Consider the following 24,758-nt stretch of genomic DNA (forward strand, 5'->3'; position numbering starts at 1 on the left):
ATATCAAATCCGGTAGCATCCCAATTATAAAATCGAGTCAGATCAAATCCGCGCTTCATAGTTCTGTATTCATCTCTCTCTTGTCTTCCTCTGTGTTCTCTGCGCCCTAGCGCCGGTTAAATCACCTGACGATGCTACCGGAAACGATATAACGCAGACAATTGAAGGAATTGAAGGCGATTTAGTGCCAGAGGTCTAATATCATGTCGGGTCGATTACTATAATCAAAACGGATCTGTGCGGTCGATCGACCGGACACGATATAACCTATAATCGAAATCTACCGGAGTAAAACATCGATATTCATATGCTTGTTTCCGCTAACGGAGAAACTATATGTTCGAGCGTATTCCTATTTGCCGCGATAAACTTTTTCCACGAGTTGAGCCAATCGTTTCATCGCAGTCTCAATTTCATCATTTGTCGCAGTCAAACTAATTCGCAAACATTCGTGTTTGTGCTGCCAATCTTCCCGCAAACCGGGGAAGAAAGAACTTCCTGGCACCACTATTACGCCGACTTCTTTCAATTTTTGGTATAGTTCCCAATCCGTCATTGGCAAATCTTTTAGCCACAACCACGCAAAAATTGCTCCTTCGCCTCGGTGCAAGAACCACGGCAAATCCTTCGGCATCGATTGTTCTAAGGTGGTTTCTACGATCGCAAATTTGCTTTGATAGTACGGGCGAATTACGTTGAAGGAAATGTCGGCAAGAGCGCCGGAATTAATGGCGCGTGTGGCGATCGCCTGTCCGTATCTCGGCGAATGAATGCACATATTGGTCTGAAAAGATTCTAATATTTGAATAATGTTTCGATCGCCGATCGCAATTCCGATTCTTTCTCCCGGCAATCCCGCTTTTGACAAACTCATGCAATGCACGATGTTGCCGCCGAAAATCGGTGTCATTTCGGTAAAATTCAAGGAGGGGAAAGGAGGGGCGTAGGCGGAATCGACGAACACCGGCACGTCGAAAACAGCGGCTAAATCTGCTATTTTTTGAACTTCGTCGTTGGTGAGAACGTTGCCGGTGGGGTTGCAGGGACGGGAAAAGATGACGCAACCGGTGGTTTGGTCGATCGACAGTTGGCTGAAATCCGGCCGGTATTTGAATCTGTGCGCCGCTGCATCAATATCGAGGGTGGGTTTGCAAGCGATTACCGCTTCGGGAATTAAGCTCACGCCGCCGTAACCGGTGTAGTCTGGGCTCAGCGGTAGGACGATCGATTTGAAATTTGGGATTTCCGAATTAGGATCGGCAATCTGTGTTCGCGGTGCAGTGTAGCCGCCGAAAGCGTTGGCTGCGTAAAAGTAAATTGATTGACTTCCGGGAGTAATGAGCACATTGCGATCGGTCAAATTCAGTCCGTAACGCTGGTTAAAATCCGTCACTACAGCATCGATCAACGGCTGATAGCCTTGACTGGAACCGTAGCGGCAAACCACTTCGCCGTATTCCGGGCTCGCCAGAAGTTCGGCCGTGCAATCGCGCCACAATTTCTCGACTTCGGGCAAAATCACCGGATTTCCCGCGCTCAAATTGATAAACTCCTGCCCGCTGCCGGCTCTGAGAGTTTCAATAATATCTTTCATGATCGCCCGCACGCCGGTGAGGTGGGACATCTGAGCGCCAAACTGAGTAAGGGCAGGGTTCATAAATGCAGCGACAAAGATAAAAGTTTACAGTTTATTATAATAACTCTTGTTGCAGGCATTAGCGTAGCTTGTCTGGGCTATGGGTTGTCGATCGCCCAAACTGCCAATTAAATAAACGAAATCGCACAGCATTTTGTTTTTTCCCTTCTGCGCCCTGCTGCATCAGATGAGCCCGAATTTGTGGAGTTTTATCGGGCGATCGAACCTAGTGTTTTTTGCCGGAAAATTCGCGAACCTGGCCGTACTATCCAATTCAAGAGTTTTGCTGAAATTTCGCCCCACACGCGCGATCGACTGCCGGTGCTTGACGTTAGCTCTTGAGACAGTTTAATATTAGTCTCAGGCGCGATCGCCACAGATTTTTATTTGCTCCAATGATTGCTATAATAGTAAATTTAATTGAGCCTCAAAAATTAGATTTGTTGCTAGCTCATTTTCAAAATTCGCGGTTTGTTGACAGCGGTGCATTTTATCATCAATCCTACTAAAGCCAAAAGATTTGGTAACGTAACCCTTGCGGTGGCGTTACATAACAACTGCGGCAATCCCAACCACACCTAACAGTCGTAAACTTCCATAAAACCATGACACACTTTCCACTTATCGAATACGAGGAAATTACAGATCCTAAAGCCAAGGAAGTCTACGACGAAATATTGACAGAATTGGGGTTTGGTATCGTCCCCAACCTGTTCAAGTCAATGGCAATCAACCCAGACTTATTAGAAGCAAATTGGAAAAAATTCCGGGGAACAATCCTGCAAGGAGACTTACCCAGAACTCTTAAAGAAATGGTCGGTGTCGCTATTTCCCAATTCAATAACAGCCAGTACGCTCTCCAAGTTCACCTGCACGGATTGTCTGCCTTGGGGATGAGCGAAGAAGTCCTGCGAACCCTAGTTTCTGACTTTGCCAACTGCCCTCTGCCAAAACGGGATAAAGCTGTCATTAGCTTTGGCTTGCTGGCGGCTACAAAACCCCTGGAAATGACAGAAGCTCATTACCAAAATCTGCGGGATTTAGGGCTAGATGATGCGGAAATCTTTGAGATTATTGCCACAGCAGATTTGTTTAGCTTTGTCAATCGATATACCGATGCAATTGCCCTAGAAATTGATGCTTTGTAATCTATAATCCACTACGGTTTACTGAAGATTTTCCCAAAAGAGGAACGAAGGGAGAGCATCTCAGTTTTGCATTTGAGGTGCTCGCACGCTCAATAAAAAAAATGCTTTTTGCAAAACTTCAGATGCTCCCGGAACGAAGACCGAAGCAATCGCAGTATTGATTAATTTTTCATAATCTTTTACCGCCTGGATCGTCTTAAGTAAACCGTATTGATCTATAATCTCATACCCCTATTATGGGCGAACGGCTAGAAGAGCAAGACCGAGAAGAACTTTTGTTAACTGCCCGCCGTTTGTTAGCAGAAACTCAGGCGCTTTCTATCCGCATTGCAGCCGTCAACGAAATTGCCACTGCCATTAACCGCACCCTCGATCTCAATCAGATTTTGCGGGTAGTAGGCAAGCAAGCCAAATGGCTGCTAGACTTTGAACACTGTAGCGTTTGCCTGCACAGCTCTAGCAGTTGCACGACTTTATTTGGCAAGCATATCCCTATAGAGATTGCTGCCCTACCAGACAGCAGCCCAATTAACAAAGCCTTCAAAACACGTCAACCTCAATTAATTCAAGAAGCGGGTGCTACTGCTATTTTGTCGCCCTACTCTTCACAAATTATTCTTCCTTTGGAAAGTGAAGGTAAGGTTTTAGGAACAATTAATTTTGCCACAACCAAGCCGCGATCTTACACTCAAGAAGACCTGCGAATTGGCTATCTTTTGGCTTTGCAACTATCCTCAGCAATCCGCAATGCCGAACGCTTTAAAGAGATGAATAATCTGTATTTGGAACTCGATGCCGAAAAGCACAAATCCGACCAGCTACTGTTGAACGTACTCCCGGTTGAAATTGCCGAGGAACTCAAAAATAACGGCAAAGTGGAACCCGTTCATTATGATTGCGTATCGGTTTTATTTACGGATTTTCAAGACTTTACTAAGTTAGCCGAAAAGATGACTCCGCGAGATTTAGTTGACGAACTAGACTATTGTTTTTCTTATTTCGATCGCGTGATGGATAAATATTGTTTGGAAAAATTAAAAACTATTGGCGACAGCTATATGTGTGCGGCGGGAATTCCTGTCCCAAGGGCAACACACGCCTTTGATGCTGTACTCGGAGCTCTAGAAATTCAACAATTTATGGAGTTGCGAAAAGTGCATAAAGCTCAACAAAACATTCCTTATTGGGATATCAGGATCGGTATTCATTCAGGCCCAATACTTGCTGGGGTAATTGGGAATAAGAAGTTTGCCTATGATGTCTGGGGAGATACAGTTAATACTGCATCTCGGATGGAATCTTCGGGTGTGCCTGGAAAAATCAATATTTCTAGTGCAACGTTTGAATTAGTTAAGGATTTTTGTGAATGTGAATATCGAGGGAAAATCCTTGCTAAAAATAAGGGCGAAATGGATATGTATTTGGTTAACCATCTTAAATAATACATTGCGCGATCGCATCAATATCGAAGAAACCGGGTTTTTTATACAGTCTCGGATGCACTCCCGACAAAGAAGCCAGTTTTTTACCCTTACTGCAGATTACCCTGTAGGATTTTATTAAAAAAAACGCAGTGTTCCCTGGTTATATTAAAATTATTGAGTTGTAGATTTTATTTTTTAACTCCCATGCGTATTTGGCAAGCCGATTTTTACCGCCGCCCCCTGCAAGACGAAACAGGTAAACCATTGTGGGAATTATTAATTTGCGACGGGGCACAAACTTTTAAATTTAGCGCTTTTTGCAGCCAGTCGGAAGCTAATTCTAATTGGCTGGCGGCGCAGTTGCACCAGCAAGCTCAAATTCAGAATTTGCCGGATTTGATTCAAGTATTTAGGCCTCAATCTCTCAGTTTGCTCGAAGCTGCGGGCAAGGTTTTGGGTATCAAAGTAGAAGCGACTCGCCGCACTGCAGCTTTGAAATTGCTGCTGCAAAAACGGGCAGAAGAATATTCGAGTATGCCTAATTATACAGCCGAAAATTACAGCCCGATCGCCCTTGAGACTCCCCCGCCGGTTCCTTTACCCGAAAACCTTTGGGGTGATGGCTGGCGTTTTGCTTCCCTAGCCGCAGGCGATATTGTAGAAGCTTTTCAAGAACGTCCCATACCAATACTGGAAATGCCTGAATTGCTGCTACCGCTGACTTTGGGCTTAGCTTCCACAGTACCGGTGCCCGGTGTTGTGATTGACGGCGGGCGACAGTCGATGCGGTTGGCTAAATGGCTTCAGGATGTTAAACCTTTTGCTTTGAATTATATTGCTGGTGCTCCAGATGGATTGATTTTGGAAGCTGGATTGGCAGATAGGTGGGTTGTGGCTACTTTTGAAGATAGGGAAGTGAAGGCGGCTGCAGAAATTTACCAACAGCGCCAGCAATTAAGTAAAGGATTGCATTTTTTGTTAGTGCAGCCTGATGACAGCGGTATGACTTATACAGGTTTTTGGTTGTTAAAGTTCGATCGATAATATTTAAATATGATTATTTCTGATGTCGATCGATCGCAAAAGAAAAAATACTGTCCGAACTGAGTTCCAGCAGATACAGACTCGAACATAAATTTTAGAATAACTTCTCAATCTAGTCAGAGATAGTGCAGCCCAGTTATTCCACAACCAGAATCAATCCGTTTTGGATGCCCTCACACAATCGGTTAATGTAAAATTGATCCTTTTTGTCTAGCCCGTTGAGGACTGCTGAGTGAAGCAGTTGTCTGTCGAGGGGAGTAATTTGGCGGAAGGCAAAGACGCGCTGGGCGATCGCCTCCACAGAGATTTTGGGGAGGCTAGCAGAACTTACTGTCATGGTCTTCATACCCTGAAAATAGGTAACATAACTCTGTACTTTTATTTTTAAAGATTTTGTAAAGTTAGTTTGTGATTTAAATCACATTGCTTGATAAATAATATAGAACCCATTTGAGATATTTCATTCCTTACAGCTAATCCTTTGACACTCAAGCGGGCTGAAGCCGCTGAGAGTGTCAAATCCAGGCGATTTTTACCGATAACTGCTGCTTGATTTTGAATGTAAAAATAGGTATCCGGTTCTACAGCCTGACTCATGCGTTCGTTTTTCAACGTTGTCGAACCCAAGGACTCAAATGCTATTTGTCGTGCTTCCAATAAAAGTTTTACCATGTCGCCAATTATTTCCTTGGCTTTTTCATGTTCGGGTAGGGGAACCATAATTTCTAATAGTCCGTTACTATAGGAAATTCGGGAAGCACGACTTTCTCCCAATTCCGCTAAAATACTTTCCAATTGTTGCCAGTTCACATCCTCTACCAGTAATTGCTGACCCGGTTGAATCTTCAGTTGTCTTAATTCCAATAGCATAATTGTTCATCCTATTGTTTGTAGTGAGGATTTCACTTTTTCCTTACTGTCTAAAAATCGGGAGCATCTCAGTGTGCCATTTGAGCGTGCGAGCGTCCCCGAATAGCGAGTTTGTACAATACGCGAGCGAGGACGCTCGCACTAAATAGTGGAACACAATGAATTACACAAAAATTTGGCTACAAGCCTTCCTCCGTAAAGAAGCTGTATGTAATTAATTCTGTGCGATTACTTATAATAAAAAAAGGCTTTTTGCCAAACTGAGATGCTCCCTAAAAATCCAAACCAAGAAAAAACTAAAGTCCTTACTACAAACCTTTCGTTCGTAGTGAGGACTTTAGTCCTTTTTTGCTAACGACTTGCAGCCATTAACAATTAGAAATTATCTAGCTTTTCCCAACACTAGATTTTTAATGTGCAGCGCTTTCGGCTGTTTTGCTATTTTTGCTATTACCGTTGCCGTTGCGCGGTTGGATAACTCCATAGCCACCGTGAGTCTTGCGTTCGTAGAGCACGTTAATTTCGCCTGTTTCCGCATTGCGGAACATATAGAAATCGTGATCGATAACCTGCAATTGTTCCAAAGCATCTTGTACAGTCATTGGAGGCATGGCAAAATACTTAGTCCGCACTACCTCGGCAGGAAGTTCGGGAGTTCGATCGCCAATCAAATCCGCTGCTACAGGATGTTCATCAACTACCGCAATTGTTTTGGGACTACTCTGGATTTTGTTGTCGTGGCGTTTTTCCTTAAATTTCCGCAGTTGACGAGCGATCTTGTCGGCAACCAAATCGATGCTGGCATAAAGGCTTTCCGTGCTTTCTTCAGCCCGAATCACGCTACCGTTAGCATAAATTGTCACCTCAGCAGTCTGCTTAGGATTGATCCTGGGGTTACGAGCCACCGATAGATGAATATCGACTTCTGTAGTCAAAGTTTGAAAATGGCTAACTGCCTTTTCAATCTTTTGGTTGACGTACTCGCGAATCGCATCGGTGATTTCTATGTTTTTACCCTGGATAACAAGCTTCATAGAGCTCCCTCCCTTCTGTAACTTGGGTATAGTTTATACAATAGCATTATGTATTAAACAAAACACTTTTCTTTCAAATCTTTTTTATATGTTGACAATTCTTGATTTAAACTGAACCAATATTCCGTAAAAACACTATTGATTTTTTTCATGCTTTCCCCTATTATCCCTCAAAACCTAAATGTACAACCCTGCTTGCTCTTCGATTGGGGACAAGTACCTTACTCTCAAGCTTGGGAAATCCAGCAAAAACTGGTGCAAGAGCGCCGGGAAAATCCTGATTTGCCTGATGTGCTGATTTTGCTGGAACATCCCCCGGTTTACACTTTGGGGCTGGGATCGAAGTTGGAATTTCTGAAATTTGACCCCGATCGCAGTCAGCCGGAATTGCACCGAGTTGAGCGGGGCGGTGAGGTGACTTACCATTGTCCGGGCCAGTTGGTGGGCTATCCAATTTTAAATTTGCGCCGTCACCAGCAGGATTTGCACTGGTATTTGCGCCAGTTGGAGGAAGTGCTGCTGGGAGTGTTGGCAGTTTGCGGGCTGAAGGGTTCGCGGGTTGGGGGTATGACTGGCGTTTGGGTGGATGGTACCAAGGTGGGGGCGATCGGGATTAAAGTCAGCCGCTGGATTACGATGCACGGTTTTGCTTTAAATGTTTGCCCGGATCTAACAGGTTTTGGGCAAATCGTACCTTGCGGGATTCCCGATCGACCGGTTGGCAGTTTAGATCAATTTATACCGGGAATTGAGGTCGATCGAGTGCGATCGATCGTTATGACACAGTTTGCTCGCGTTTTTGGAATGGAAATTGTGCGATCGTCGGAGTCAAAGATAGATGGTGCGTCACTCTCAACATTCCGGCGGAGTCTCGAACAACCCGAAAGTGACGCACCCTACGGCTGTGATTAAAACGGAATCGGATCGTAATCGGGATTATCAGCTTCGTTAGACGAACCCGACTGGCGATCGGACTCAGAAGAAGACTGATGCGAGTTCCAGTCCGAGCTAGACGGGCGGTTAGCAGGGCTTTGAGGGCTGCTAGAACTGCGACCTCGGGAACTCATGGGAACCACATTGCTCGGCACATTAGCCGGGGGTGTGTCGCGAATTTGAGTCGGTTCCGGGGCAGTTCTAGCTGCTGGTGCAGCACTCATCGCATCGGCGCCGACACTGTAAATCCTTTGGGCTGTCAGTTCAGCGCGCTTTTCTTTAATACCATCTATTTCGATCGTATTCATACCCAGCCGACCTTCAATAATCACCTGATCGCCCTCGTGATATTTATCGTGAATTTCTTGAGCCAAATTACCCCATCCTATCACCTTCAAACGTTCGGGCGGATCTTCAGGTTTTGGGCCGGGAAACTGCACCAGCATCTCAGCGATTGGAACTTGATTGTCTGGAGTATAACGGAGTTGCGGTTGTTGAGTTATTTCCGCCATTAAAATGCAGCTATTCATCTGTTATCTTTGCGTAATTGGGAATTGAGAATTGGAAATTGGAAATTGGATCGGATCGCGTACTGTACATTATTATAACAAAAACGGTTCGCACTACGAACGACGACGACGAATATTATTGCGCTCAATCGAGCGGACAAAATATCGTTGGCATTTGTTGATTAGAAATTGGCGATCGCACTTGCGAATTCAGGATGGTTAGACTAACAATTGCATAAATCTTTGATGAGAGAGGAAAACAACTTTTTAACGCAGATAAACGCAGAGACATTTCTGAATAGTTTGTGAGTGCGACAATCTTGTCTATTAATTTTTCTGCGCTATTAGCTATTAGCTATTCCCAATTCCCAATTCCCAACTCCCAATTCCCAATGCCCAATTCCCAATGCCCAATTCCCAATGCCCAATTCCCAATTCCCAATTCCCAATTCCCAATTCCCAATTCCCAATTCCCAATTCCCAATTCCCAATTCCCAATTCCCAATTCCCAATTATTCATTAGTACCAAAGGTATCTTGGAGAACCGCAGCCTCGGTTTGAGTGACAAAATCGTGAACGAAGGCGCGGTACTCCTTTAAAGTTTCCGATACCCAATCTCGGTCTTCGCTGTTCGCGAAGATATGGACTGTGGGTTCGCTAGCATCGGGCAAAACTAATACCCAATTGTCGTCGCTGTAGTTAAAAATCTTCACTCCATCTACTAATTCTAAACGATCGGGCGCATGAGTTTCTACTAAATGCCGCATCAGGGAACCTTTGACAGTCCAAGGACAGCGGACGCTGTAACTGCGGTGGGTGACGCGGGGAAGTTCGGCTTTGATCTGTCCGAGCGATCGCTCCTGAATCGTCATCATTTCTATCACTTTAGCAATGCAGAACATTCCGTCAAACCCCGGATGCAACTGCGGGAAAATAAAACCCATACTGCCGCTGCCGCCCAAAACTACATTCGGGTTCCTGTTAGCGGCTTCCATCAAAGCAGTTGGGTTCGCCTTAGTGCGGATTACCTTGCTTTGATAGCGGCGGGCGATCGCCTCCACCGCCGAAGACGCATTCACCGGCACTACTACTGTACCTTTCGGATTAGCAGTCAGCATCAAATTTACCATCAGCGCCGTCAGCATTTCCCCACGAATCGCTATCCCAGACTCATCTACCAAAATGAGCTGTTCGCCATTGGCCGACACCTGCACCCCCAAATTAGCGCTGAGTGCTTTCACCACTCGGCCGAGTTGGTCGAGCAAATATTCCCGTTCCCCATTGCTCAGAGAAGTCTGCTTGAGACTCGCATTGAGCACCACCGCATCGCAGCCGAACTTGGCGAGCATTTGCGGTAGAACTGCTCCCGAAACCGCGTAAACATAATCGATTACCACCTTAGAATTGCTGTAGCGTATTGCTTCAACATTCATCTGCCGCTCAAACATTCGGTTGTAAATTTCGAGAGCTTGGTTAAAGTACGACATCTCTCCAATTTCGGGAATTAGAGCTCTGCGTAAATCTTCCTTAAAATAAGCACCCTCAATTTTTTTCTCAGCTCCTTTAGTAATATTGATGCCTTTGATATCAAAGAATTCAATTAAAATGTGGTCGGAGCGATCGGGCGAAATGCGAACATGAATCCCACCGGCAATTGAGATCGTAGATGTAACCGTGCGGGCGATCGGAATAGCCGTCGATTCCAAATTGACCACATTAATTCCCACCGACATCAAACCCGCAATCAAAGACCTCGAAACCATCCGCGAAATACTGCGCTGATCGCGAGAAACCGATACCGAAGTCCCCGGTTTCAAAGTCGAGCCGTAAGCCGCACCCAATTTCACCGCAAATTCCGGGGTAATATCCACATTGGCCAGTCCTTGAACGCCGCGCTGACCGAATAAATTTCGCTTAGCTTGTTCTCCCCAAATTAAATTTTGATTTAACAAAGCGCCGGATTCAATATTTTTGCTCGGCCAGACGCGCACGGAAGGGCCGATTTGTGCTTCTTCTCCCACGATCGACATTGAACCGACCACAGCACCTTCGAGGATGTGGGCGCGCCTGTCTATCCGGGTACTGCGGCAAATCACGCAGGCCGTGATGTGAGCGTCTTCGCCGATAATTGCTCCGTTCCAGACGATCGGACGTTTGAGGTTAGCGTCGGCCCCTACTGTCACGTTATCTCCGATTACTGTACCCGCATCGATTTTAACTCGGGCTGCAATCCGGCAATTATTACCGATCATCGCCGGTACTTCGACGATCGCGCTATCGTCAATAAAAGTATTTTGACCTACCCAAAGCCCCGGTCGAACTTCGTTGTAGTAACTCAAATCCAGCTTGACTTTTCCTCGCAGCGCGTCGTATTGAGCTTCGCGGTAAACATCAAGCTGTCCGACATCGCACCAGTAACCCTCGGCCACGTAACCGTACATCGGCTCGTTTTTTTCCAGCAGCAGCGGAAACAAGTCTTTCGAGAAGTCGCACTCCTGATTTGCCGGTAGGTAGTCCAAGACTTCGGGCTCTAAAATGTAGATACCCGTATTGACGGTATCGGAGAAAATTTCGCTGCTAGAGGGCTTTTCCAGAAAGCGGCTGATGCGGTAATTTTCCTCCGTAATCACCACCCCGAATTCCATCGGGTTGGGAACGCGAGTTAAAATTAACGTGGCTTTGGATTGCTTGCGGTGGTGAAATTCGATCGCTTCTGTCAAGTCGAAGTCTGTGATGCTGTCGCCGCTAATCACCAGAAAAGTGCGATCGAGCAATTCAGCAATATTTTTGACGCAACCAGCCGTACCCAGCGGTTGGTCTTCCTCCACAGCGTAAGTCATTTGAACGCCAAACTCTGCCCCATCAGTAAAATATTCGCGCATCACATCAGGAAGGTAGTGCAGGGTAGCAATAACTTCCGTAATGTGATGCCTTTTTAGCAAATTGATAATGTGTTCTGCGATCGGGCGATTCAGAATCGGCACCATCGGTTTAGGCAAATCGCACGTCAGGGGTCTGAGCCTCGTTCCCGACCCCCCAGCCATCAGCACTGCACGCATAAAATCCTCCTTGCTTTGAAAGCTATCTACCGTCATTGTCCGCTAGAAAAAGTTTGCCTGCTGTAACCTGTGGGGCACCGCTATCAATTCTTAGTTAATTATCTTTAAGTAGTTGCACGCCTGCGAAGTCCCAAAAAGCGAAGTCGTCCCCCAACAGCAACCGAATTTCAACCGAATCAGGATTTGCCACCTCGACTTTTAGCAAAAGTCGCTTCTTGCTTGCACCCTGAAAGCTCTTTCCTGGCTGTTATAGCAACCGTGCCCGACCTTTAGGACGTTCTCAATTGCTCAAACCCTTACTGAATATTGCTTCTTCCTTCTTCCTGATGACTGATGATCGATCGCAGCGCTCGATCGAGGATACAGCACTGCTGACTGATGACTGATGACTGCTGACTGATGACTAATGACTAATGACTTCTGCTACATTTTTAAGCTTCCCACCATCAGCGATTTTGAAGTATCTAGCTGAAGGTGGAATTGCTACGGGTATCCCTGCGCCAAGCCGTCCGATAAATGATAGATTAAGAGTAGAGCCTTGCCTCGCTAACTCAAAATCCAATCAGTCGCTTAGGGGGTTATTTCATGGAACCGTTAATTGGATTGGTGTTGCTAGTCGCTTACGGCGGCGGTATTTGGAAATTTTGGAGCGGTTTCGATCGCACTAACTTCGACAGAAATTTTGCAAACCGCATGAAACTGTCCCTGCTGTGGCCCGCGTTAATTTTTAATAAGCCTTACCGTCAAAACTTTACAAAAGCACTCAAAGGCTCTAGAAGGTAATCCAAGAATGTCTAAAAAGTCGGAGCACCCAGTTGCAGGTCAAGAGCAGACTTGGTTTGCCAAAGGAAAATCAGATAGCTGGCAAGTTTTACTGTCGCAAGTAGCCACTCGGTTCGATCGCGAATATCAAGGAGAAGCATTCGCCCTACCCGAAGAAGTCGAAGCAATGCCAATTTTCCTAGAATCAGTCGCCGGAACCCTCCAAGCAAAAACAGTATCTCCCTTCTGGAAAATTGCCAAACCTCAAAAAAACCAGCGCTGTCTAGACATTGGCTGCGGAGTCAGCTTTCTCATCTACCCTTGGCGGGAGTGGGAAGCATATTTTTACGGTCAAGAAATCAGCAGCGCCGCGCGAGACGCATTAAACGCTCGCGGCCCCCAGCTCAATTCTAAGCTGTTCAAAGGCGTAGAATGGGCCCCCGCCCACAAGTTGAATTACGAAGAGAATCAGTTCGATTTATGCCTTGCTACAGGCTTTAGCTGTTACTATCCCATAGACTATTGGAATATTGTCATGGGAGAAGTCAAGCGAGTTTTAAAACCGGGCGGTCACTTTGTATTTGATGTTCTCAACCCCAATGCACCTCTAGCAGAAGACTGGGCAATTTTGGAAACTTATCGAGCAGGGGAAGTATTTTTAGAGACAATAGAAGACTGGGAAAAACTGATAAAAGCTGCGGGCGCTAAAGTCGTAAAAAAGCAAAGCGGCGACTTATTTCAAATGTACAAAATTCAATACAATTGAGATGTAAGAAACTCCCCAATCTTCAAAAATCACCCAACAGCTATGGAGGTTTAGAGAAAATCTCCACAAACCCTTTTGGAAGATTGGGGAGGCGATCGCTCCAGGTTTCAATTTCTGCCATAGCTAACTTGTAAAGATTCAGGTTATTCTGGTTTGTGGCGATCGGAAAAATTAATTAGAAAAGCAGACTAACAGTCGAGATAGAAAATTTTCAAAATTAACAAATCCATAGGCTTGACGCTTAATCACTTTGAGATGATTGTTGATTTCTGACCTAACACCACTCATTGTTCGGTTCAAGAAATAGTTACAAATTCCATCGATATGATTGCGAAGCATGGTTAGGGTATCACTGTAAATCGGTTGTGCTTTTTTAATCCATTCAAGCAGTGATTTCCCCCCTTTTTCCACACTATGATGACTTTCAAAAATATCTCTTAATGCTTCTTTCAATTTCTAGACAAGCTTAATCCGCTTAAATTGACTTAAAACTGTAGCCGATTTAATCCGCTCCTCTTCTTTTAAATCTACACCATTCCTCAGAACAATAAATCTGCTACCTTTGCCTTTGAGCTTGCTTTGGATTCGGATTTTATCCAATTCCTCGTTTACAAAGGAATTTTATTCTAGTTATTCGATCGCCCACAATCTAAAGGATCTGTTGCTATACTGGGCCAGGATTGGGCTTGCCGAGCAGTTTGCCACCAGCGGGCCAGTGAATTACCATTTTTTTTGTCAAAATGTTAAAAAATGTAAATTATAGTTAAGTGGGGTGTCAGTATTTTCCACGGGATTAGGAAGTGGACAGCAGAAAACCCTGACTTTTGCAGGCACGATCGGGAATTTCACATTTTATGACAACTTCAAGATTTGACCTTCAAGACTTGAAACACCGCTTTTGGGGGATTTCGCGAATGCCAGCGGCAACCCTAGTCGTTTTGGGGGCGGTTGCTTTCGCAGGCGCGATCGCCGGAGCCTGGTTTGCCCGTGAAGGCACGGTCAGCGGCATTTTTGCCACAATGGATACTTGGCAGCAAAACCCGCCTGTGTGGCTGCAAGTACCCGCTGCGAGCAAGATGTATTTGTTAGTGCCTACTGTCGTGCTCGTCTCGGCCGCTTTAGCTGCAATGAAAATTTCGCCTCAACCGCAGAAACGATCGCGGGCTGTGGTAGTTGCAATAGTTTTGGCTTTAACAATTCGCTACGTTTTGTGGCGATCGCTAGCCACCCTAAATTTAAGCGACCCCCTCAACGGTATATTTAGTTTGGGGCTGTTTTTCCTAGAAATGTTAATGGTTTTCACCAGCAGCATTCAACTGTATTTAATGCTCGGAGTCAAAGATAGGTGCCGAGAAGCCGATCGCATGGCCGTTGCAGTTACAGAGGGAAAATTTGCCCCAACAGTCGATATTTTGATTCCAACTTACAACGAACCAATTTTTATTTTGCGGCGCACAGTCATCGGCTGTCAAGCTTTAGATTATCCCAACAAAAAAGTATATTTACTCGACGATACCAAGCGCCCCGAAATCAAATTGCTGGCAAAAAAAATGGGATGCGAGTATATAACCAGACCCGATAATCTGCACGCCAAAGCGGGAAACATCAATCACGCCACATCCCTAACAGATGGAGAATTAATTGTTGTTTTCGATGCCGACTTTATCCCCACTAAAAACTTTTTAACCAGAACAGTAGGCTTTTTTCAGAATCCCGAAATCGCCCTCGTTCAAACACCGCAAAGCTTTTACAACCACGATCCCATCGCCCGCAACTTAGGTTTAGAAAATGTGCTGGCCCCGGAAGAAGAAGTATTTTACAGACAAATTGAAATAATCAAAGACAGCGCCGACAGCGTGATTTGTTGCGGTACATCTTTTGTCGTGAGACGCAGCGCCCTACAAGCGGTGGGAGGCTTTGTCACCGATTCAGTCTGCGAAGATTACTTTACCGGAATTCGGCTCTCAGCAACCGGCTATCGCTTAGTTTATTTAGATGAAAAATTAAGCGCTGGTTTGGCGGCCGAAAATATAGAGGCTCATCTAACCCAAAGGGTGCGCTGGGCGCGAGGTACGCTTCAGGCATTTTTTATTAATTCCAATCCTTTAACAATTCGCGGACTCAGATTCGTACAAAGGCTGTCTCATTTGGAAGGATTGCTGCACTGGTTTACCAGTTTAACCAGGGTTTTGTTTCTGTTGATGCCTTTAGCCTATTCGTTTTTGGGCATAATTCCTTTGCGGACAAATGCGCGGGAATTGCTGTACTTTTTCCTACCTTACTATTTGGTGCAAGTTACGGTTTTTTCTTGGCTGAACCGCAGATCGCGATCGGCTTTGCTTTCGGATGTATACTCGTTTGTTCAGTGTATTCCTTTAGCAGTAACGGTGGTGAGTGCCATGGTCAAGCCCTTTGATAAAGGGTTTAAGGTGACACCGAAGGGAATAGCGAGCGATCGCTTTAATTTTAACTGGAATTTGGGATGGCCTTTGATTGTTTTGTTCGCCGCAACAGCATTCAGTTTGTGGCACAATTTAAACATTAATTTAGTTAGAAACTGGAGCAGCGTACAGACAGTATCCGAGACTGCTGATTTGTTAAAAGGTGTGAGTTTGGGCTGGATTTGGAGCGTTTATAACCTGTTGATGCTGGGGATAGCGCTGCTGATTTTGGTGGATATTCCTAAGCCGGATATTTATGAATGGTTCAATTTACGGAGGGTTGTACAATTGAATGTGGGCGGTGAAACTTTGTGGGGAATAACTACTGTAATTTCGGAAAGTGGCGCTGAAGTTGCTCTGACAAAGCGACCGAGTTTTGCGGTGAAAGGTAAAGAAGGTAATGAGAGTTTTGCCGCAGCAGAAATGCTCCCCAACTATGCCGTTCAAACAAGTTTATCGCAGGGTAAAATAAGAGCGATCGCTCCCACAGCAGTTAAAGCGAGAAATTGGCTGGCACCGCCTGTTTTAAAGTTGGACACTGAGGCTAGTTTGAGAGCATTTTTGATTGATTGCGAGTCGGCGACTCTGGAAATTATGGAAGAGAAATGTTTTATTCCTGTGGCTAAGATTGAGTTGGTTGGCGATAAATCTCAGTTGGAGTCGAGTTTTCGGGATGCTGCTGGGTGCACTTTTGCGGAATTTCCGACTGTGCGAATTGCCTTCGATCGCCTGAGTGTTAGTCAGCGCCGCTGTTTGATCGAAATGCTGTACTGTCGCCCCGGCCAGTGGAAGCGGCAAGAAACTCCCGGAGAATGGCGATCGCTGTGGCTGTTGTTGAGAATTGCTTTGAAACCGAGGGCTGTTTTTGAGAGAAACAGATCGGTTAGGGCGATCGGGGTTTCGCAAGTTTAACCACATCTCAGTGTTAGATCGTGATTTACATCTCACAGTCTGATTATTGTAGTAACATAAAGTTAGTTATTTTTAGCAAAATTACCCAATCCATGAAACTCAATTCATCTTTGTTTTATAAAGCAGTTTTGGTGGGAAATTTGCTCCTAGCATCTTTCACTGGTTTGAGTGTCGGTGTTCAAGCCGAAACCAAAAGCTATCCTGAGAATTATCGCTCTAAATGCAGTTTTTACGGACAGAATCAACCACAAGCAGAAACAATAGGCTGTTCGATTAAGCAGAATTCCAACAAAATTACAATTCGCTGGGATGATGGGTTCATAACTAATCTGGAGTTTTCAAACGATGGTGTTTGGGAATCAATGCCATCTCGATCAAAAGCAGAAATAACATTTTATGCCGGTAGTGGACAAGTATCTAGGGTTGAAATTAAGGAAGGCCCCGGTAAAGGTATTATTGTGGTAAATTCTCTTTAAAATTAGGTCAAAAACCCGGTTTGTCTCAGACAGCGTAAATCTCATAAACCAGTTGATCTTTATATTTCTCGTCACCCAACCAAAAACTCCAAGAATACCAGGTTTTTCGCCCGCGTAAATCTCAGAAACCAGTTGATCTTTATATTTCTCGTCACCCAACCCAAAAACTCAAAGATGTCAAATGGTTTCTCTAACATTAATTTGATAGGGGTCAGCCGTAATCTGCCAACCTTCCTTTTGTAAACCAGTCTTAACAACACCATGAAACCGATCTTTTACCATACAAGTTTTCTAGTTGCGGATAATATCAATTCCGTTAGCATCGGAATGATATAAAGAAACGGAGGATACGGCAGTGCCGTGTCCCTACAATCGATCGTGGTAGGGACACGGCAGTGCCGTGTCCTCTATATCATTCCGGTGCAGCCGGAATTGATATAACTCTTGTAAGCATTTCTGCTTGACCAGCCCTAGAACTTACCAATGAATATTATAATCTACCTTTCGCGATCGCAAATAGTTTACAAAGCGGGTAGCGGCACAAAATCGTAACCGTAACTGCTGCGATTTCCGGGTTTAACAATTACTAACTGAACGGCTCGATTGCGATCGCCCGAAGGTAAAAATCGAATCTGGCCCGATGCTCCTGTTGCCGAAAAATCTGATGCTGATAAAGCTTTTTGAATCCCGGTACGAGTCGGATCGCGCTCTAAACCGACAATTAATGCTTTTGTCCCATCGTAGGCTAAAGCCGTGCGCCAACTCACTTCTGCATTCCAAAGTTGTTTGGATGTTTCGGGAAAATTTGACTGCGGATCTGCGAGAATATGCCAAGGAACAGCCAGCACCATACCTGTGGCTGCCGCGCCGCCGACTTGCAGTGTTTTAGCAGTATAAACGCTGTCTCCTGCTAGTAATGGCAGGCGTTGGGCGTTTACTTGCACTACTTGCAAAGCTTTGTCTAGCGTGGCTGTATCGGCTGCTAATACGATCGCTTCTGCTCCTTGGGCGATCGCGCTTTTAACACTCTCGGCAGCATTAAAATTGCCCTTAGCAAAGTCAAATTCCGATACTATTTGTCCGCCATCTCCGTAAACTGCCGTCGTGAATTCATCTTTTAAAGATTTGCTGTAACTGCTGGCAGAATTAAAAAATATCACCGCTTTTTGCTTTGGCAATTTGGTCAGCATATAGCGGGAAAGAGCATTAGCTGCAAACCTATCGCTCGGTACTGTCCGAAATATATCGCTACCAATTCCTGAAAGCTGGACTGACGTACTTGTCGGAGAAATTGCTACTAATTGATTTTGCTGGTAAATCTTGCTGGCTGCTAGGGTGGTGTCGGAACCAAAATGTCCGATTACTCCTAAAATTTCCGAGTTATTTGCCAAAGCGCTGGCAATTTGCGAAGCAATTTCTGGGTTGTTGTCGTCGTTAGCAATTAGCACTTTTAATGGAGTACCGTTAATGCCGCCGCTTTGGTTGATTTCATTTTGAGCTTGAGCGACACCCCGCAGAATTTCTAGAGCGGCATTGATATCCGTACCAATGGGAACCGCTGCGGCAATTGTGTAGGATTTTCGATCGCCGATGCGGGCGTTGTTGAGGTAAATTAGTGCTTCGGGATCGTTGCGATTGGTTTTGAGCGAAGCTTGTAAATCGGAAATAGCTGCGTTATAGTTTCCAGATGCGTAAGCCTGTATTGCTGCTTGTTTGGTTGTGGTTGCTCGATCGGAAATCAACAGTTTTTGTCCGGCACTCAGACGCTGCCCAATTGCTTGCTCTGACTGCGGGGAATTGCCCGTCTGGGACTTAGAAACTGTCGGATTTTGGGATGATGAACCTCCGAGATTGATGCCGCCGCGGCTTGTCAGCCACCAAATACCTGTGCCGGCTAGCCCGATCGTAATTAGGAGCGATAATGCTAAAACAGCGGTTTCGTTTTTTTGGGACATGGCTGCACAGTGTTATATTTTAGGCTTGAGATTCAAACGCTCGGCAAGAAGGCAGAAAGCGGGATACAACTGATATTTTATAATTTTTTTATGCTGTTTAGTCTTTGGCAAACACTTTTCAACTGGTTCTATCACAATTATTTCATCTTGTGTTTTTCTTAATTATATCTTTATTTTTCGGCGAAACTCAGGCAGCGGGAGAGTTGTCAGCGATCGAGGAGGGAGGTAAAAGATTAAAGTTTTTTGAAGTTTAGCAAAAATCCTGCAATCTTTTGTAATATAAACAGGAAAGTTGAAAAATATCTAAAGACAAACTAATTGGATAAAAGAGTCGCTAAGGTAGTAAAAATGACGGTTGGTCAGAGAAAAAGAGTGTTAAGCTCGGCTAAGCTGGGCCCAAGCAAAACCTCAATATTTAATTAAGCTCGATCGATAACAAAGGCTAAGGTAAATTTCATGGCAAATTCAATTTTAAAGGAGCCAAACGCAGCAGTAGGAGTGCAGTGGCAGCCAAAAGATATTATCCGCGGCCTAGTGTGGAAAATTGCGATCGCAACCTGGCTGTTGATGGCTGTAGGCAGCGCTACGCGGGTGATGAATGCGGGGCTCGCTTGCCCGGACTGGCCGCTGTGCTACGGTCAATTAATACCCGCAGCACAGATGAATTTGCAGGTATTTCTAGAGTGGTTTCACCGATTGGACGCAGTGGCAATTGGCTTAAGCGCGATCGCCCTTTTAGGACTCTCCGTGTTCTACCGCAGCCACCTGCCTTCATGGGTGCCGTTTGCCAGTGCTGGGGCAGTATTTTTAATAGTTTTTCAAGGCGTATTGGGCGGCTTGACTGTAACACAACTGCTCAGATTTGACATCGTTACCGCTCATTTGGGAACCGCTTTACTGTTTTTTTGCAGCCTGCTGGCGATCGGTTTTATGCTGACACCCTACGAAGCTACAGGCAATACAGGCAAATTAGCATGGGTAAGTTCGATCGCGGCACTGTTAGTTTACCTGCAAAGCCTGCTAGGAGCGTTAGTCGGCTCCAGATGGGCGCTACATCAATGTTTGGGTTCGTCAGAATTGTGTTCGGTAATGAACAGCCACATCGCCGGCATCGTACCCGCTACTGCAGCAACTTTAGCAGTAACAGTCATGGCTTGGCGACAACCAGCACTGAATTCAAACTTGCGAAAATTAGGAAATTGGGCGAGTGTTTGTCTGATTGCTCAATTAGTTTTGGGATTGGCAACTTTCCGGCTGCACCTTCAAGTAGAACCGCTGACAGTCGCCCACCAAGCAGTCGGCGCAGCCTTGCTGGGAACCTTGGTAGCTTTTAGCATTTTAGCGTGGCGCGATCGGGTTTTATCAGCTTGAAATGGGCGGGTTGATTAATCGGCGGTTGAAACCGCTCCTTGTCAAACAAAGTCCGCCTGCACAGACTAAGATGGGTGGGTTTATTAATGCTTTTACCTACAGCAAATATCTCGCGTAAAACCCGCCCCTAGGAACCAATGACAACTGACAACTAACAACTAACAATTAATCACCAATGCAAGAAGTTCTTACAAACAATAGCCCCCGCCTCCACGAAAACCTTGGGCAAGTCGCGAAAAGTTACTACCAACTAACAAAACCGAGAATTATATTGCTGCTGTTAATTACCACATCAGCAGGAATGTGGATGGCTGCGAAGGGAGAAGTAGATCCGCTATTGCTGGTATCAACTATTACCGGAGGCGCTTTGGCTTCCGCGTCGGCGAATACGATTAATTGCATCTACGACAGCGACATCGACTATATCATGGAGCGCACCCGGTGGCGGCCGATTCCTTCGGGGCGTGTCAAGAAGCGGGATGCTTTGATATTTGCGATCGTCCTAGCGACAATATCCTTTACATTGCTAACAGTTGTCGCCAACTTATTAGCAGCTTTGTTAGCAATGTCCGGCATAGTTTTCTACGTCTTAATTTACACCCACTGGCTGAAGCGCCACAGCGTGCAAAACATCGTCATTGGCGGTGCTGCAGGGGCGATTCCTCCCTTAGTTGGGTGGGCTGCGGTGACAGGAGATTTGAGTTGGGGTGCGTGGCTGCTATTTGGGATTATATTCCTGTGGACACCGCCGCATTTTTGGGCGCTAGCAATGATGATTCGCGATGAATACGAGGGAGTAGGGGTACCGATGTTGCCAGTAATTGAAGGCGACGAAGAGACAGCCCGCCAAATTTGGATTTACACTTTATTGATGCTTCCTACAACTTTGCTGCTAGTCTATCCGCTGAATTTAGCGGGCCCGGTGTATGCGGGTACTGCGATTTTCCTCGGTGCTATTTTTGCTCAAAAGGCTTGGTTGCTGTTGCAGACTCCAGAGGATAAGAACGTTGCGCGATCGCTCTTTAAATACTCTATTCTGTACCTGATGCTATTGTGTGCGGGAATAGTGGTTGACAGTTTGCCCGCGACTCACAATTTTACTGCTGCTGTTGTGCAAAATGTGCAAACTTTGATTAGTACAGTTGTGATGTAGTCTTCTGTTAAATTGAAGTTCTTAAAATAAAGCCCGCACCTTGCGGGTTTTGTTTATGGTAAAATAGTGGCAATAGTCATTATCCCATCTGCGTTAATCTGCGTTAATCTGCATGAATCTGCGGTTAAAAAAAGAGTGAGTAAAAGTGTAAAAGAAAAAGTGGAATAAAGTTCTGATGGCTGAGAATACCGTGAAAATAGACATCTCATTCCAATCATTGCTGGAAGCTATTTCGTCGCTGGAAATTGCTAAAAGATACAAGATAGGGGAATTTTTGGAAGCTGAGTTATTTGCGAATGAGGAAGATTCTCCAGAAGACATTGCCGAAATTGAAGCTGCCCGTGCTGACTACAAAGCTGGAGACTACACAACTTTCGATCGATACATGACCGGGCGGGCAAATAAATCGGCATGACTTACACCATCCTTGATGAACCTTTAAAGCCAGTGACAGTTAATTTTAAAATCTTAACTATACTCATAATAGATGAAAATCCCATAGAGGTGAACTGGTTATGAACTGGAAAGCACACATTCACTCAGATCCTAAAATTCTGCTTGGCAAGCCTGTAATTAAGGGAACACGAATATCAGTAGAGTTTGTTCTAGGGTTGTTTTCAGAAGGTTGGACGCAGCAACAAGTTCTAGAAAACTACCCAACGCTTAATCCTGAATCTATCCAAGCAGTGTTTGCTTTTGCGGCGATCGATAAATGAGGTAAGCTAGAGGGAAAGGTTTCAAACAATTTTAACTAATGCCAACATAAGTTAGCGGTAGTTGCGATGCACTTCAACGGACTAAGGACAAGCAGCCAAATCGAAATTACAACAATTACGAGATAAAATAATCATGGAATTCAACCCGAATAACAATGTTGTTAAACTCTGTCTTCAAGGTATGGGCATGGAAGAAAAAGGCCAGCCAGAAGAAGCAAGTAAACTGTTTATTCAAGCCTGGAACGAAGCAACATACGACTTTGAGAAATTTATTTCAGCCCATTATGTAGCTCGATATCAAAAAAATGTCTCCGAAAAATTAAAATGGCTCGAAACGGCTTTGCAATTTGCATTAAAAATAAATAACGACAGTGTTAAGAGTGCTTTCCCTTCTCTATATTCAAACATTGCCAAATGCTATGAGGACTTAAGCGACCCTGACAATGCAAGAAAGAATTATGAATTAGCAACTTCGTTTAAGGATAAACCTTCTGACAAAGGCCCTTTTTATCATGGGACGAAAGCAGATTTGCAGGTTGGCGATTTGCTGACAGCAGGGGGCAGTTCTAATTACAAACTTGAACTCAAAATGAATCATATTTATTTCACAGCCCTTGTTAATGGGGCGGGACTAGCTGCTGCATTAGCAAAAGGCGATAAACGTGAACGTGTTTATATCGTTGAACCGACAGGGGGGTTTGAAAATGACCCGAATGTTACAGACAAAAAATTTCCGGGCAATCCGACACGCTCATATCGCTCCCAAGCACCATTAAAAATCGTTGGCGAAGTAACAGATTGGGTGAGACAAACACCTGATGAACTCCAAAAATGGCGTGAAAAGTTAGCCAATAATAAAGGAGAAATTATTAATTAATTTCTGAGATGCCCATATCCTGCCCAGCGATTGAAATCAAGCTCATTATGGACAGTGATAAAAATTGTAGATTTCTTAAATTATTTATATGAATGATTTGTGGCATCGTTTTGAAAATTGGCTGGAACAAAATATTCCCGATGCCATTCAAACACTTAACCCTGGCGCTTCATTAGAAGAAATTGAAGCGATTCAAAATATTTTGAATATCAAGCTCCCTGACGACTATATTGCTTCTTGTATGATTCATAATGGACAAAATCAAGAATCCCCTAGTTTGACAGGTTCGGGAACCCTGCTTTCTTTGGGCATCATAAGTGATTCTTCTTTCACTACAGTCCGTGCTGAATGGACAATATTAAAAGGTGTTTATGATGAAGATTGGATTAATGAATCTGAAGGAGATCGACTAGATAATTTGGTCAAGAATTTTTGGTGGATACCGAAATGGATTCCAATTACATCTAATGGAGGTGGAGATGGATCGTGTCTTGACCTCGATCCCGGTGAAAATGGTACACAAGGACAAGTGATAGAGTTTATTCATGATTCTGGAAGTCGAGAGGTAGAAGCACCAAGCTTCCGATCGTGGTTTGAGCAATTGGTAAACGGAGTTGAGGAAGGAACTATTGTATATGACGAAGAATGGGGATTAGTCTCAAGAGATGATCTAGATAATTTATGAGTGGAACCAGTTTATCCAAAAGCCAGCTAACAACGCCCATGCACACCGACCGCCAAGAGTCGATCGGTTGTGATGCAAAGGTTATCTGCGGCGGGTGATGGGCACCGTTAGACCGCTAAATCTGAGTTGGGTAGTGGCTTGAATGTATCTATCAAATTCCAACCCAAAGGTGAATGCCATGCAAGCCAAACTTCAAGAACGACTTTCTCCTGCTGATGCCGAAGTTATTTTGGGACGTTTGCCAGAACGAATTCAAGAGGCTTCGATCGCGCGTGCTGCGAAAATTGAATATCCGATCGCAGCGACAATCGAAATGGCGATCGCCAGTTTTCAAGGGCACAGAAGCATTAGGTTTCGTAGATTGCAAACCAGGACGCGGGCAGTAAAACACAGAAGCGGAGGTTTTGTCAATCGATCGGCGATCGCTGTCTTATTTCTTCGTCAATCGCAATTTTACTCCAGACGAACTCGATCGAATCCGCCTACAATAATAAGTAGTTAGAATCAAAAAAAATTATGCCAGTTGTAGCAGTTAAAACTTACATAGAGTATCGGAATGATGCCTATTGGGTTGAAGGAACTCGGATTTCTCTTGACTCGATCGCCTATGCTTTCTGTCAAGAACTATCGCCAGAAAGTATTGTTCAGTCTTTCCCACTACTGACACTGGAACAGGTTTATGGGGCGATCGCCTTTTATCTAGCCAACCGCGCTGAAATCGATGCTTACCTAGCCGCAGAAGAAGCTGCATTTGATGCCATGCCTCAACCTCTACAAACCAGCGATCCGGCTTTGTACAACAAACTGATGGCAGCTAAGGCTGCAAAATAGAAATAGAGAGGAATGGTAAGTAGGAGATGCCCAGAAAAATCAGGGAATTGAAAAGCCTATTATTAAAGGCAGGATTTATTTATGAATCTGCTAAAGGTAAGCTGTTGTGCAAATAAACATTGTATATTTTGATGACAATCAAAAATTGTCAAATCC

General features: G+C 44.8%; 27 protein-coding genes. 16 read left to right on the forward strand and 11 right to left on the reverse strand.

What is annotated here, in order from left to right:
• Positions 1–352: 352 nt before the first annotated feature.
• Both IQ263_RS21465 and IQ263_RS21470 read right to left on the reverse strand, forming a co-directional pair.
• Complete coding sequence (locus IQ263_RS21465; RefSeq protein WP_194070105.1) at positions 353–1,657, reverse strand: valine--pyruvate transaminase; 1,305 nt, start codon at positions 1,655–1,657, stop codon at positions 353–355.
• Between the two features lie 188 nt (positions 1,658–1,845).
• A complete protein-coding gene (locus tag IQ263_RS21470) occupies positions 1,846–2,013 on the reverse strand; it encodes a hypothetical protein (RefSeq protein WP_194070107.1) in 168 nt (55 codons plus the stop codon).
• 228 nt (positions 2,014–2,241) lie between these two features.
• On the opposite strand from IQ263_RS21470, the gene IQ263_RS21475 reads away from it, so the two are divergent.
• The 3 genes from IQ263_RS21475 (at position 2,242) to IQ263_RS21485 (ending at position 5,252) form a co-directional block, all read left to right on the forward strand.
• Positions 2,242–2,784 carry a carboxymuconolactone decarboxylase family protein gene (locus IQ263_RS21475; RefSeq protein WP_194070109.1) on the forward strand — a complete coding sequence of 181 codons (543 nt, stop codon included), beginning with the start codon at positions 2,242–2,244 and terminating at the stop codon, positions 2,782–2,784.
• 236 nt (positions 2,785–3,020) lie between these two features.
• Complete coding sequence (locus IQ263_RS21480) at positions 3,021–4,226, forward strand: adenylate/guanylate cyclase domain-containing protein (protein ID WP_194070111.1); 1,206 nt, start codon at positions 3,021–3,023, stop codon at positions 4,224–4,226.
• A gap of 186 nt (positions 4,227–4,412) precedes the next feature.
• Positions 4,413–5,252, forward strand: coding sequence for a Tab2/Atab2 family RNA-binding protein (locus tag IQ263_RS21485; RefSeq protein ID WP_194070113.1), 840 nt, complete (start codon positions 4,413–4,415; stop codon positions 5,250–5,252).
• A 136-nt stretch (positions 5,253–5,388) separates the two neighbouring features.
• On the opposite strand, the gene IQ263_RS21490 is transcribed toward IQ263_RS21485, so the two are convergent.
• The 3 genes from IQ263_RS21490 to hpf form a co-directional block, all read right to left on the reverse strand.
• Entirely contained in the window at positions 5,389–5,589 is a 201-nt protein-coding gene (locus tag IQ263_RS21490) for a hypothetical protein (protein WP_194070115.1), read from the reverse strand.
• Positions 5,590–5,636: 47 nt separating this feature from the next.
• Positions 5,637–6,122: a PDDEXK family nuclease gene (locus tag IQ263_RS21495; protein ID WP_194070117.1), complete on the reverse strand. Its 486-nt coding sequence runs from the start codon at positions 6,120–6,122 to the stop codon at positions 5,637–5,639.
• Between the two features lie 410 nt (positions 6,123–6,532).
• Positions 6,533–7,156: a ribosome hibernation-promoting factor, HPF/YfiA family gene (gene hpf / locus IQ263_RS21500; RefSeq protein ID WP_194070119.1), complete on the reverse strand. Its 624-nt coding sequence runs from the start codon at positions 7,154–7,156 to the stop codon at positions 6,533–6,535.
• A gap of 150 nt (positions 7,157–7,306) precedes the next feature.
• Here hpf and lipB point away from each other — a divergent pair, with 150 nt between their 5' ends.
• Positions 7,307–8,068, forward strand: a complete 762-nt coding sequence (gene lipB, locus IQ263_RS21505; protein WP_194070121.1) for a lipoyl(octanoyl) transferase LipB — start codon at positions 7,307–7,309, stop codon at positions 8,066–8,068.
• On the opposite strand, the gene IQ263_RS21510 is transcribed toward lipB, so the two are convergent.
• The 3 genes from IQ263_RS21510 to IQ263_RS21520 form a co-directional block, all read right to left on the reverse strand.
• Positions 8,065–8,619 (reverse strand): single-stranded DNA-binding protein, encoded by a 555-nt coding sequence (locus IQ263_RS21510; RefSeq protein WP_194070123.1) that lies wholly within the window; start codon positions 8,617–8,619, stop codon positions 8,065–8,067. The genes lipB and IQ263_RS21510 overlap by 4 nt on opposite strands.
• 334 nt (positions 8,620–8,953) lie before the next feature.
• A complete protein-coding gene (locus IQ263_RS21515; protein ID WP_194070125.1) occupies positions 8,954–9,118 on the reverse strand; it encodes a hypothetical protein in 165 nt (54 codons plus the stop codon).
• Positions 9,111–11,657, reverse strand: a complete 2,547-nt coding sequence (locus IQ263_RS21520) for a mannose-1-phosphate guanyltransferase (RefSeq protein WP_194070127.1) — start codon at positions 11,655–11,657, stop codon at positions 9,111–9,113. Before IQ263_RS21520 ends, IQ263_RS21515 begins: the two co-directional genes overlap by 8 nt.
• A 585-nt stretch (positions 11,658–12,242) precedes the next feature.
• Here IQ263_RS21520 and IQ263_RS21525 point away from each other — a divergent pair.
• Together IQ263_RS21525 and IQ263_RS21530 are read left to right on the forward strand one after the other, a co-directional pair.
• Entirely contained in the window at positions 12,243–12,440 is a 198-nt protein-coding gene (locus tag IQ263_RS21525) for a hypothetical protein (protein WP_194070129.1), read from the forward strand.
• A 7-nt stretch (positions 12,441–12,447) separates the two neighbouring features.
• On the forward strand, positions 12,448–13,185 hold the full coding sequence (locus IQ263_RS21530) for a class I SAM-dependent methyltransferase (protein WP_194010509.1): 738 nt from the start codon (positions 12,448–12,450) through the stop codon (positions 13,183–13,185).
• Between the two features lie 171 nt (positions 13,186–13,356).
• Here the strand turns inward: IQ263_RS21530 and IQ263_RS21535 are convergent, their stop codons facing one another.
• Entirely contained in the window at positions 13,357–13,638 is a 282-nt protein-coding gene (locus IQ263_RS21535) for a transposase (RefSeq protein WP_194070138.1), read from the reverse strand.
• A gap of 401 nt (positions 13,639–14,039) precedes the next feature.
• Between IQ263_RS21535 and IQ263_RS21540 the strand changes: the two genes are divergently transcribed.
• Positions 14,040–16,538: a glycosyltransferase family 2 protein gene (locus IQ263_RS21540; protein ID WP_194070140.1), complete on the forward strand. Its 2,499-nt coding sequence runs from the start codon at positions 14,040–14,042 to the stop codon at positions 16,536–16,538.
• A gap of 92 nt (positions 16,539–16,630) precedes the next feature.
• Complete coding sequence (locus IQ263_RS21545) at positions 16,631–17,014, forward strand: hypothetical protein (protein WP_194070142.1); 384 nt, start codon at positions 16,631–16,633, stop codon at positions 17,012–17,014.
• 177 nt (positions 17,015–17,191) lie between these two features.
• Here the strand turns inward: IQ263_RS21545 and IQ263_RS21550 are convergent, their stop codons facing one another.
• Both IQ263_RS21550 and IQ263_RS21555 read right to left on the reverse strand, forming a co-directional pair.
• Positions 17,192–17,296, reverse strand: a complete 105-nt coding sequence (locus IQ263_RS21550) for an element excision factor XisH family protein (RefSeq protein ID WP_194070144.1) — start codon at positions 17,294–17,296, stop codon at positions 17,192–17,194.
• A 239-nt stretch (positions 17,297–17,535) separates the two neighbouring features.
• Complete coding sequence (locus tag IQ263_RS21555) at positions 17,536–18,969, reverse strand: ABC transporter substrate-binding protein (RefSeq protein ID WP_194070146.1); 1,434 nt, start codon at positions 18,967–18,969, stop codon at positions 17,536–17,538.
• Positions 18,970–19,425: 456 nt separating this feature from the next.
• Here IQ263_RS21555 and IQ263_RS21560 point away from each other — a divergent pair, with 456 nt between their 5' ends.
• From IQ263_RS21560 to IQ263_RS21595, 8 genes are all read left to right on the forward strand, one after another.
• A complete protein-coding gene (locus tag IQ263_RS21560; RefSeq protein ID WP_194070148.1) occupies positions 19,426–20,340 on the forward strand; it encodes a COX15/CtaA family protein in 915 nt (304 codons plus the stop codon).
• Between the two features lie 175 nt (positions 20,341–20,515).
• A complete protein-coding gene (locus IQ263_RS21565) occupies positions 20,516–21,493 on the forward strand; it encodes a heme o synthase (protein ID WP_194070150.1) in 978 nt (325 codons plus the stop codon).
• A 175-nt stretch (positions 21,494–21,668) separates the two neighbouring features.
• Complete coding sequence (locus tag IQ263_RS21570; protein ID WP_194070151.1) at positions 21,669–21,908, forward strand: hypothetical protein; 240 nt, start codon at positions 21,669–21,671, stop codon at positions 21,906–21,908.
• A gap of 100 nt (positions 21,909–22,008) precedes the next feature.
• A complete protein-coding gene (locus tag IQ263_RS21575) occupies positions 22,009–22,209 on the forward strand; it encodes a DUF433 domain-containing protein (RefSeq protein ID WP_194010516.1) in 201 nt (66 codons plus the stop codon).
• Positions 22,210–22,615: 406 nt separating this feature from the next.
• Entirely contained in the window at positions 22,616–23,086 is a 471-nt protein-coding gene (arr, locus tag IQ263_RS29985; RefSeq protein WP_370589122.1) for an NAD(+)--rifampin ADP-ribosyltransferase, read from the forward strand.
• 88 nt (positions 23,087–23,174) lie between these two features.
• A complete protein-coding gene (locus IQ263_RS21585) occupies positions 23,175–23,771 on the forward strand; it encodes an SMI1/KNR4 family protein (protein ID WP_194070153.1) in 597 nt (198 codons plus the stop codon).
• A gap of 178 nt (positions 23,772–23,949) precedes the next feature.
• Complete coding sequence (locus IQ263_RS28805; RefSeq protein WP_228050246.1) at positions 23,950–24,273, forward strand: hypothetical protein; 324 nt, start codon at positions 23,950–23,952, stop codon at positions 24,271–24,273.
• A 14-nt stretch (positions 24,274–24,287) separates the two neighbouring features.
• A complete protein-coding gene (locus tag IQ263_RS21595; RefSeq protein WP_194070154.1) occupies positions 24,288–24,602 on the forward strand; it encodes a DUF433 domain-containing protein in 315 nt (104 codons plus the stop codon).
• Positions 24,603–24,758: the final 156 nt, after the last annotated feature.

Source organism: Tychonema sp. LEGE 06208 (assembly GCF_015207505.1).
In the GTDB taxonomy this organism is placed as follows: Bacteria; Cyanobacteriota; Cyanobacteriia; order Cyanobacteriales; family Microcoleaceae; genus Microcoleus.

What these genes read in the sequence shown, in the direction of transcription:
- IQ263_RS21465 (WP_194070105.1), bottom strand. Translation starts at nt 1,657, where the DNA reads ATGAACCCTGCCCTTACTCAGTTTGGCGCTCAGATGTCCCACCTCACC.
- IQ263_RS21475 (WP_194070109.1), top strand. Translation starts at nt 2,242, where the DNA reads ATGACACACTTTCCACTTATCGAATACGAGGAAATTACAGATCCTAAA.
- IQ263_RS21480 (WP_194070111.1), top strand. Translation starts at nt 3,021, where the DNA reads ATGGGCGAACGGCTAGAAGAGCAAGACCGAGAAGAACTTTTGTTAACT.
- IQ263_RS21485 (WP_194070113.1), top strand. Translation starts at nt 4,413, where the DNA reads ATGCGTATTTGGCAAGCCGATTTTTACCGCCGCCCCCTGCAAGACGAA.
- IQ263_RS21490 (WP_194070115.1), bottom strand. Translation starts at nt 5,589, where the DNA reads ATGACAGTAAGTTCTGCTAGCCTCCCCAAAATCTCTGTGGAGGCGATC.
- IQ263_RS21495 (WP_194070117.1), bottom strand. Translation starts at nt 6,122, where the DNA reads ATGCTATTGGAATTAAGACAACTGAAGATTCAACCGGGTCAGCAATTA.
- hpf (WP_194070119.1), bottom strand. Translation starts at nt 7,156, where the DNA reads ATGAAGCTTGTTATCCAGGGTAAAAACATAGAAATCACCGATGCGATT.
- lipB (WP_194070121.1), top strand. Translation starts at nt 7,307, where the DNA reads ATGCTTTCCCCTATTATCCCTCAAAACCTAAATGTACAACCCTGCTTG.
- IQ263_RS21510 (WP_194070123.1), bottom strand. Translation starts at nt 8,619, where the DNA reads ATGAATAGCTGCATTTTAATGGCGGAAATAACTCAACAACCGCAACTC.
- IQ263_RS21515 (WP_194070125.1), bottom strand. Translation starts at nt 9,118, where the DNA reads ATGAATAATTGGGAATTGGGAATTGGGAATTGGGAATTGGGAATTGGG.
- IQ263_RS21520 (WP_194070127.1), bottom strand. Translation starts at nt 11,657, where the DNA reads ATGCGTGCAGTGCTGATGGCTGGGGGGTCGGGAACGAGGCTCAGACCC.
- IQ263_RS21525 (WP_194070129.1), top strand. Translation starts at nt 12,243, where the DNA reads ATGGAACCGTTAATTGGATTGGTGTTGCTAGTCGCTTACGGCGGCGGT.
- IQ263_RS21530 (WP_194010509.1), top strand. Translation starts at nt 12,448, where the DNA reads ATGTCTAAAAAGTCGGAGCACCCAGTTGCAGGTCAAGAGCAGACTTGG.
- IQ263_RS21540 (WP_194070140.1), top strand. Translation starts at nt 14,040, where the DNA reads ATGACAACTTCAAGATTTGACCTTCAAGACTTGAAACACCGCTTTTGG.
- IQ263_RS21545 (WP_194070142.1), top strand. Translation starts at nt 16,631, where the DNA reads ATGAAACTCAATTCATCTTTGTTTTATAAAGCAGTTTTGGTGGGAAAT.
- IQ263_RS21550 (WP_194070144.1), bottom strand. Translation starts at nt 17,296, where the DNA reads ATGGTAAAAGATCGGTTTCATGGTGTTGTTAAGACTGGTTTACAAAAG.
- IQ263_RS21555 (WP_194070146.1), bottom strand. Translation starts at nt 18,969, where the DNA reads ATGTCCCAAAAAAACGAAACCGCTGTTTTAGCATTATCGCTCCTAATT.
- IQ263_RS21560 (WP_194070148.1), top strand. Translation starts at nt 19,426, where the DNA reads ATGGCAAATTCAATTTTAAAGGAGCCAAACGCAGCAGTAGGAGTGCAG.
- IQ263_RS21565 (WP_194070150.1), top strand. Translation starts at nt 20,516, where the DNA reads ATGCAAGAAGTTCTTACAAACAATAGCCCCCGCCTCCACGAAAACCTT.
- IQ263_RS21570 (WP_194070151.1), top strand. Translation starts at nt 21,669, where the DNA reads ATGGCTGAGAATACCGTGAAAATAGACATCTCATTCCAATCATTGCTG.
- IQ263_RS21575 (WP_194010516.1), top strand. Translation starts at nt 22,009, where the DNA reads ATGAACTGGAAAGCACACATTCACTCAGATCCTAAAATTCTGCTTGGC.
- IQ263_RS21585 (WP_194070153.1), top strand. Translation starts at nt 23,175, where the DNA reads ATGAATGATTTGTGGCATCGTTTTGAAAATTGGCTGGAACAAAATATT.
- IQ263_RS28805 (WP_228050246.1), top strand. Translation starts at nt 23,950, where the DNA reads ATGCAAGCCAAACTTCAAGAACGACTTTCTCCTGCTGATGCCGAAGTT.
- IQ263_RS21595 (WP_194070154.1), top strand. Translation starts at nt 24,288, where the DNA reads ATGCCAGTTGTAGCAGTTAAAACTTACATAGAGTATCGGAATGATGCC.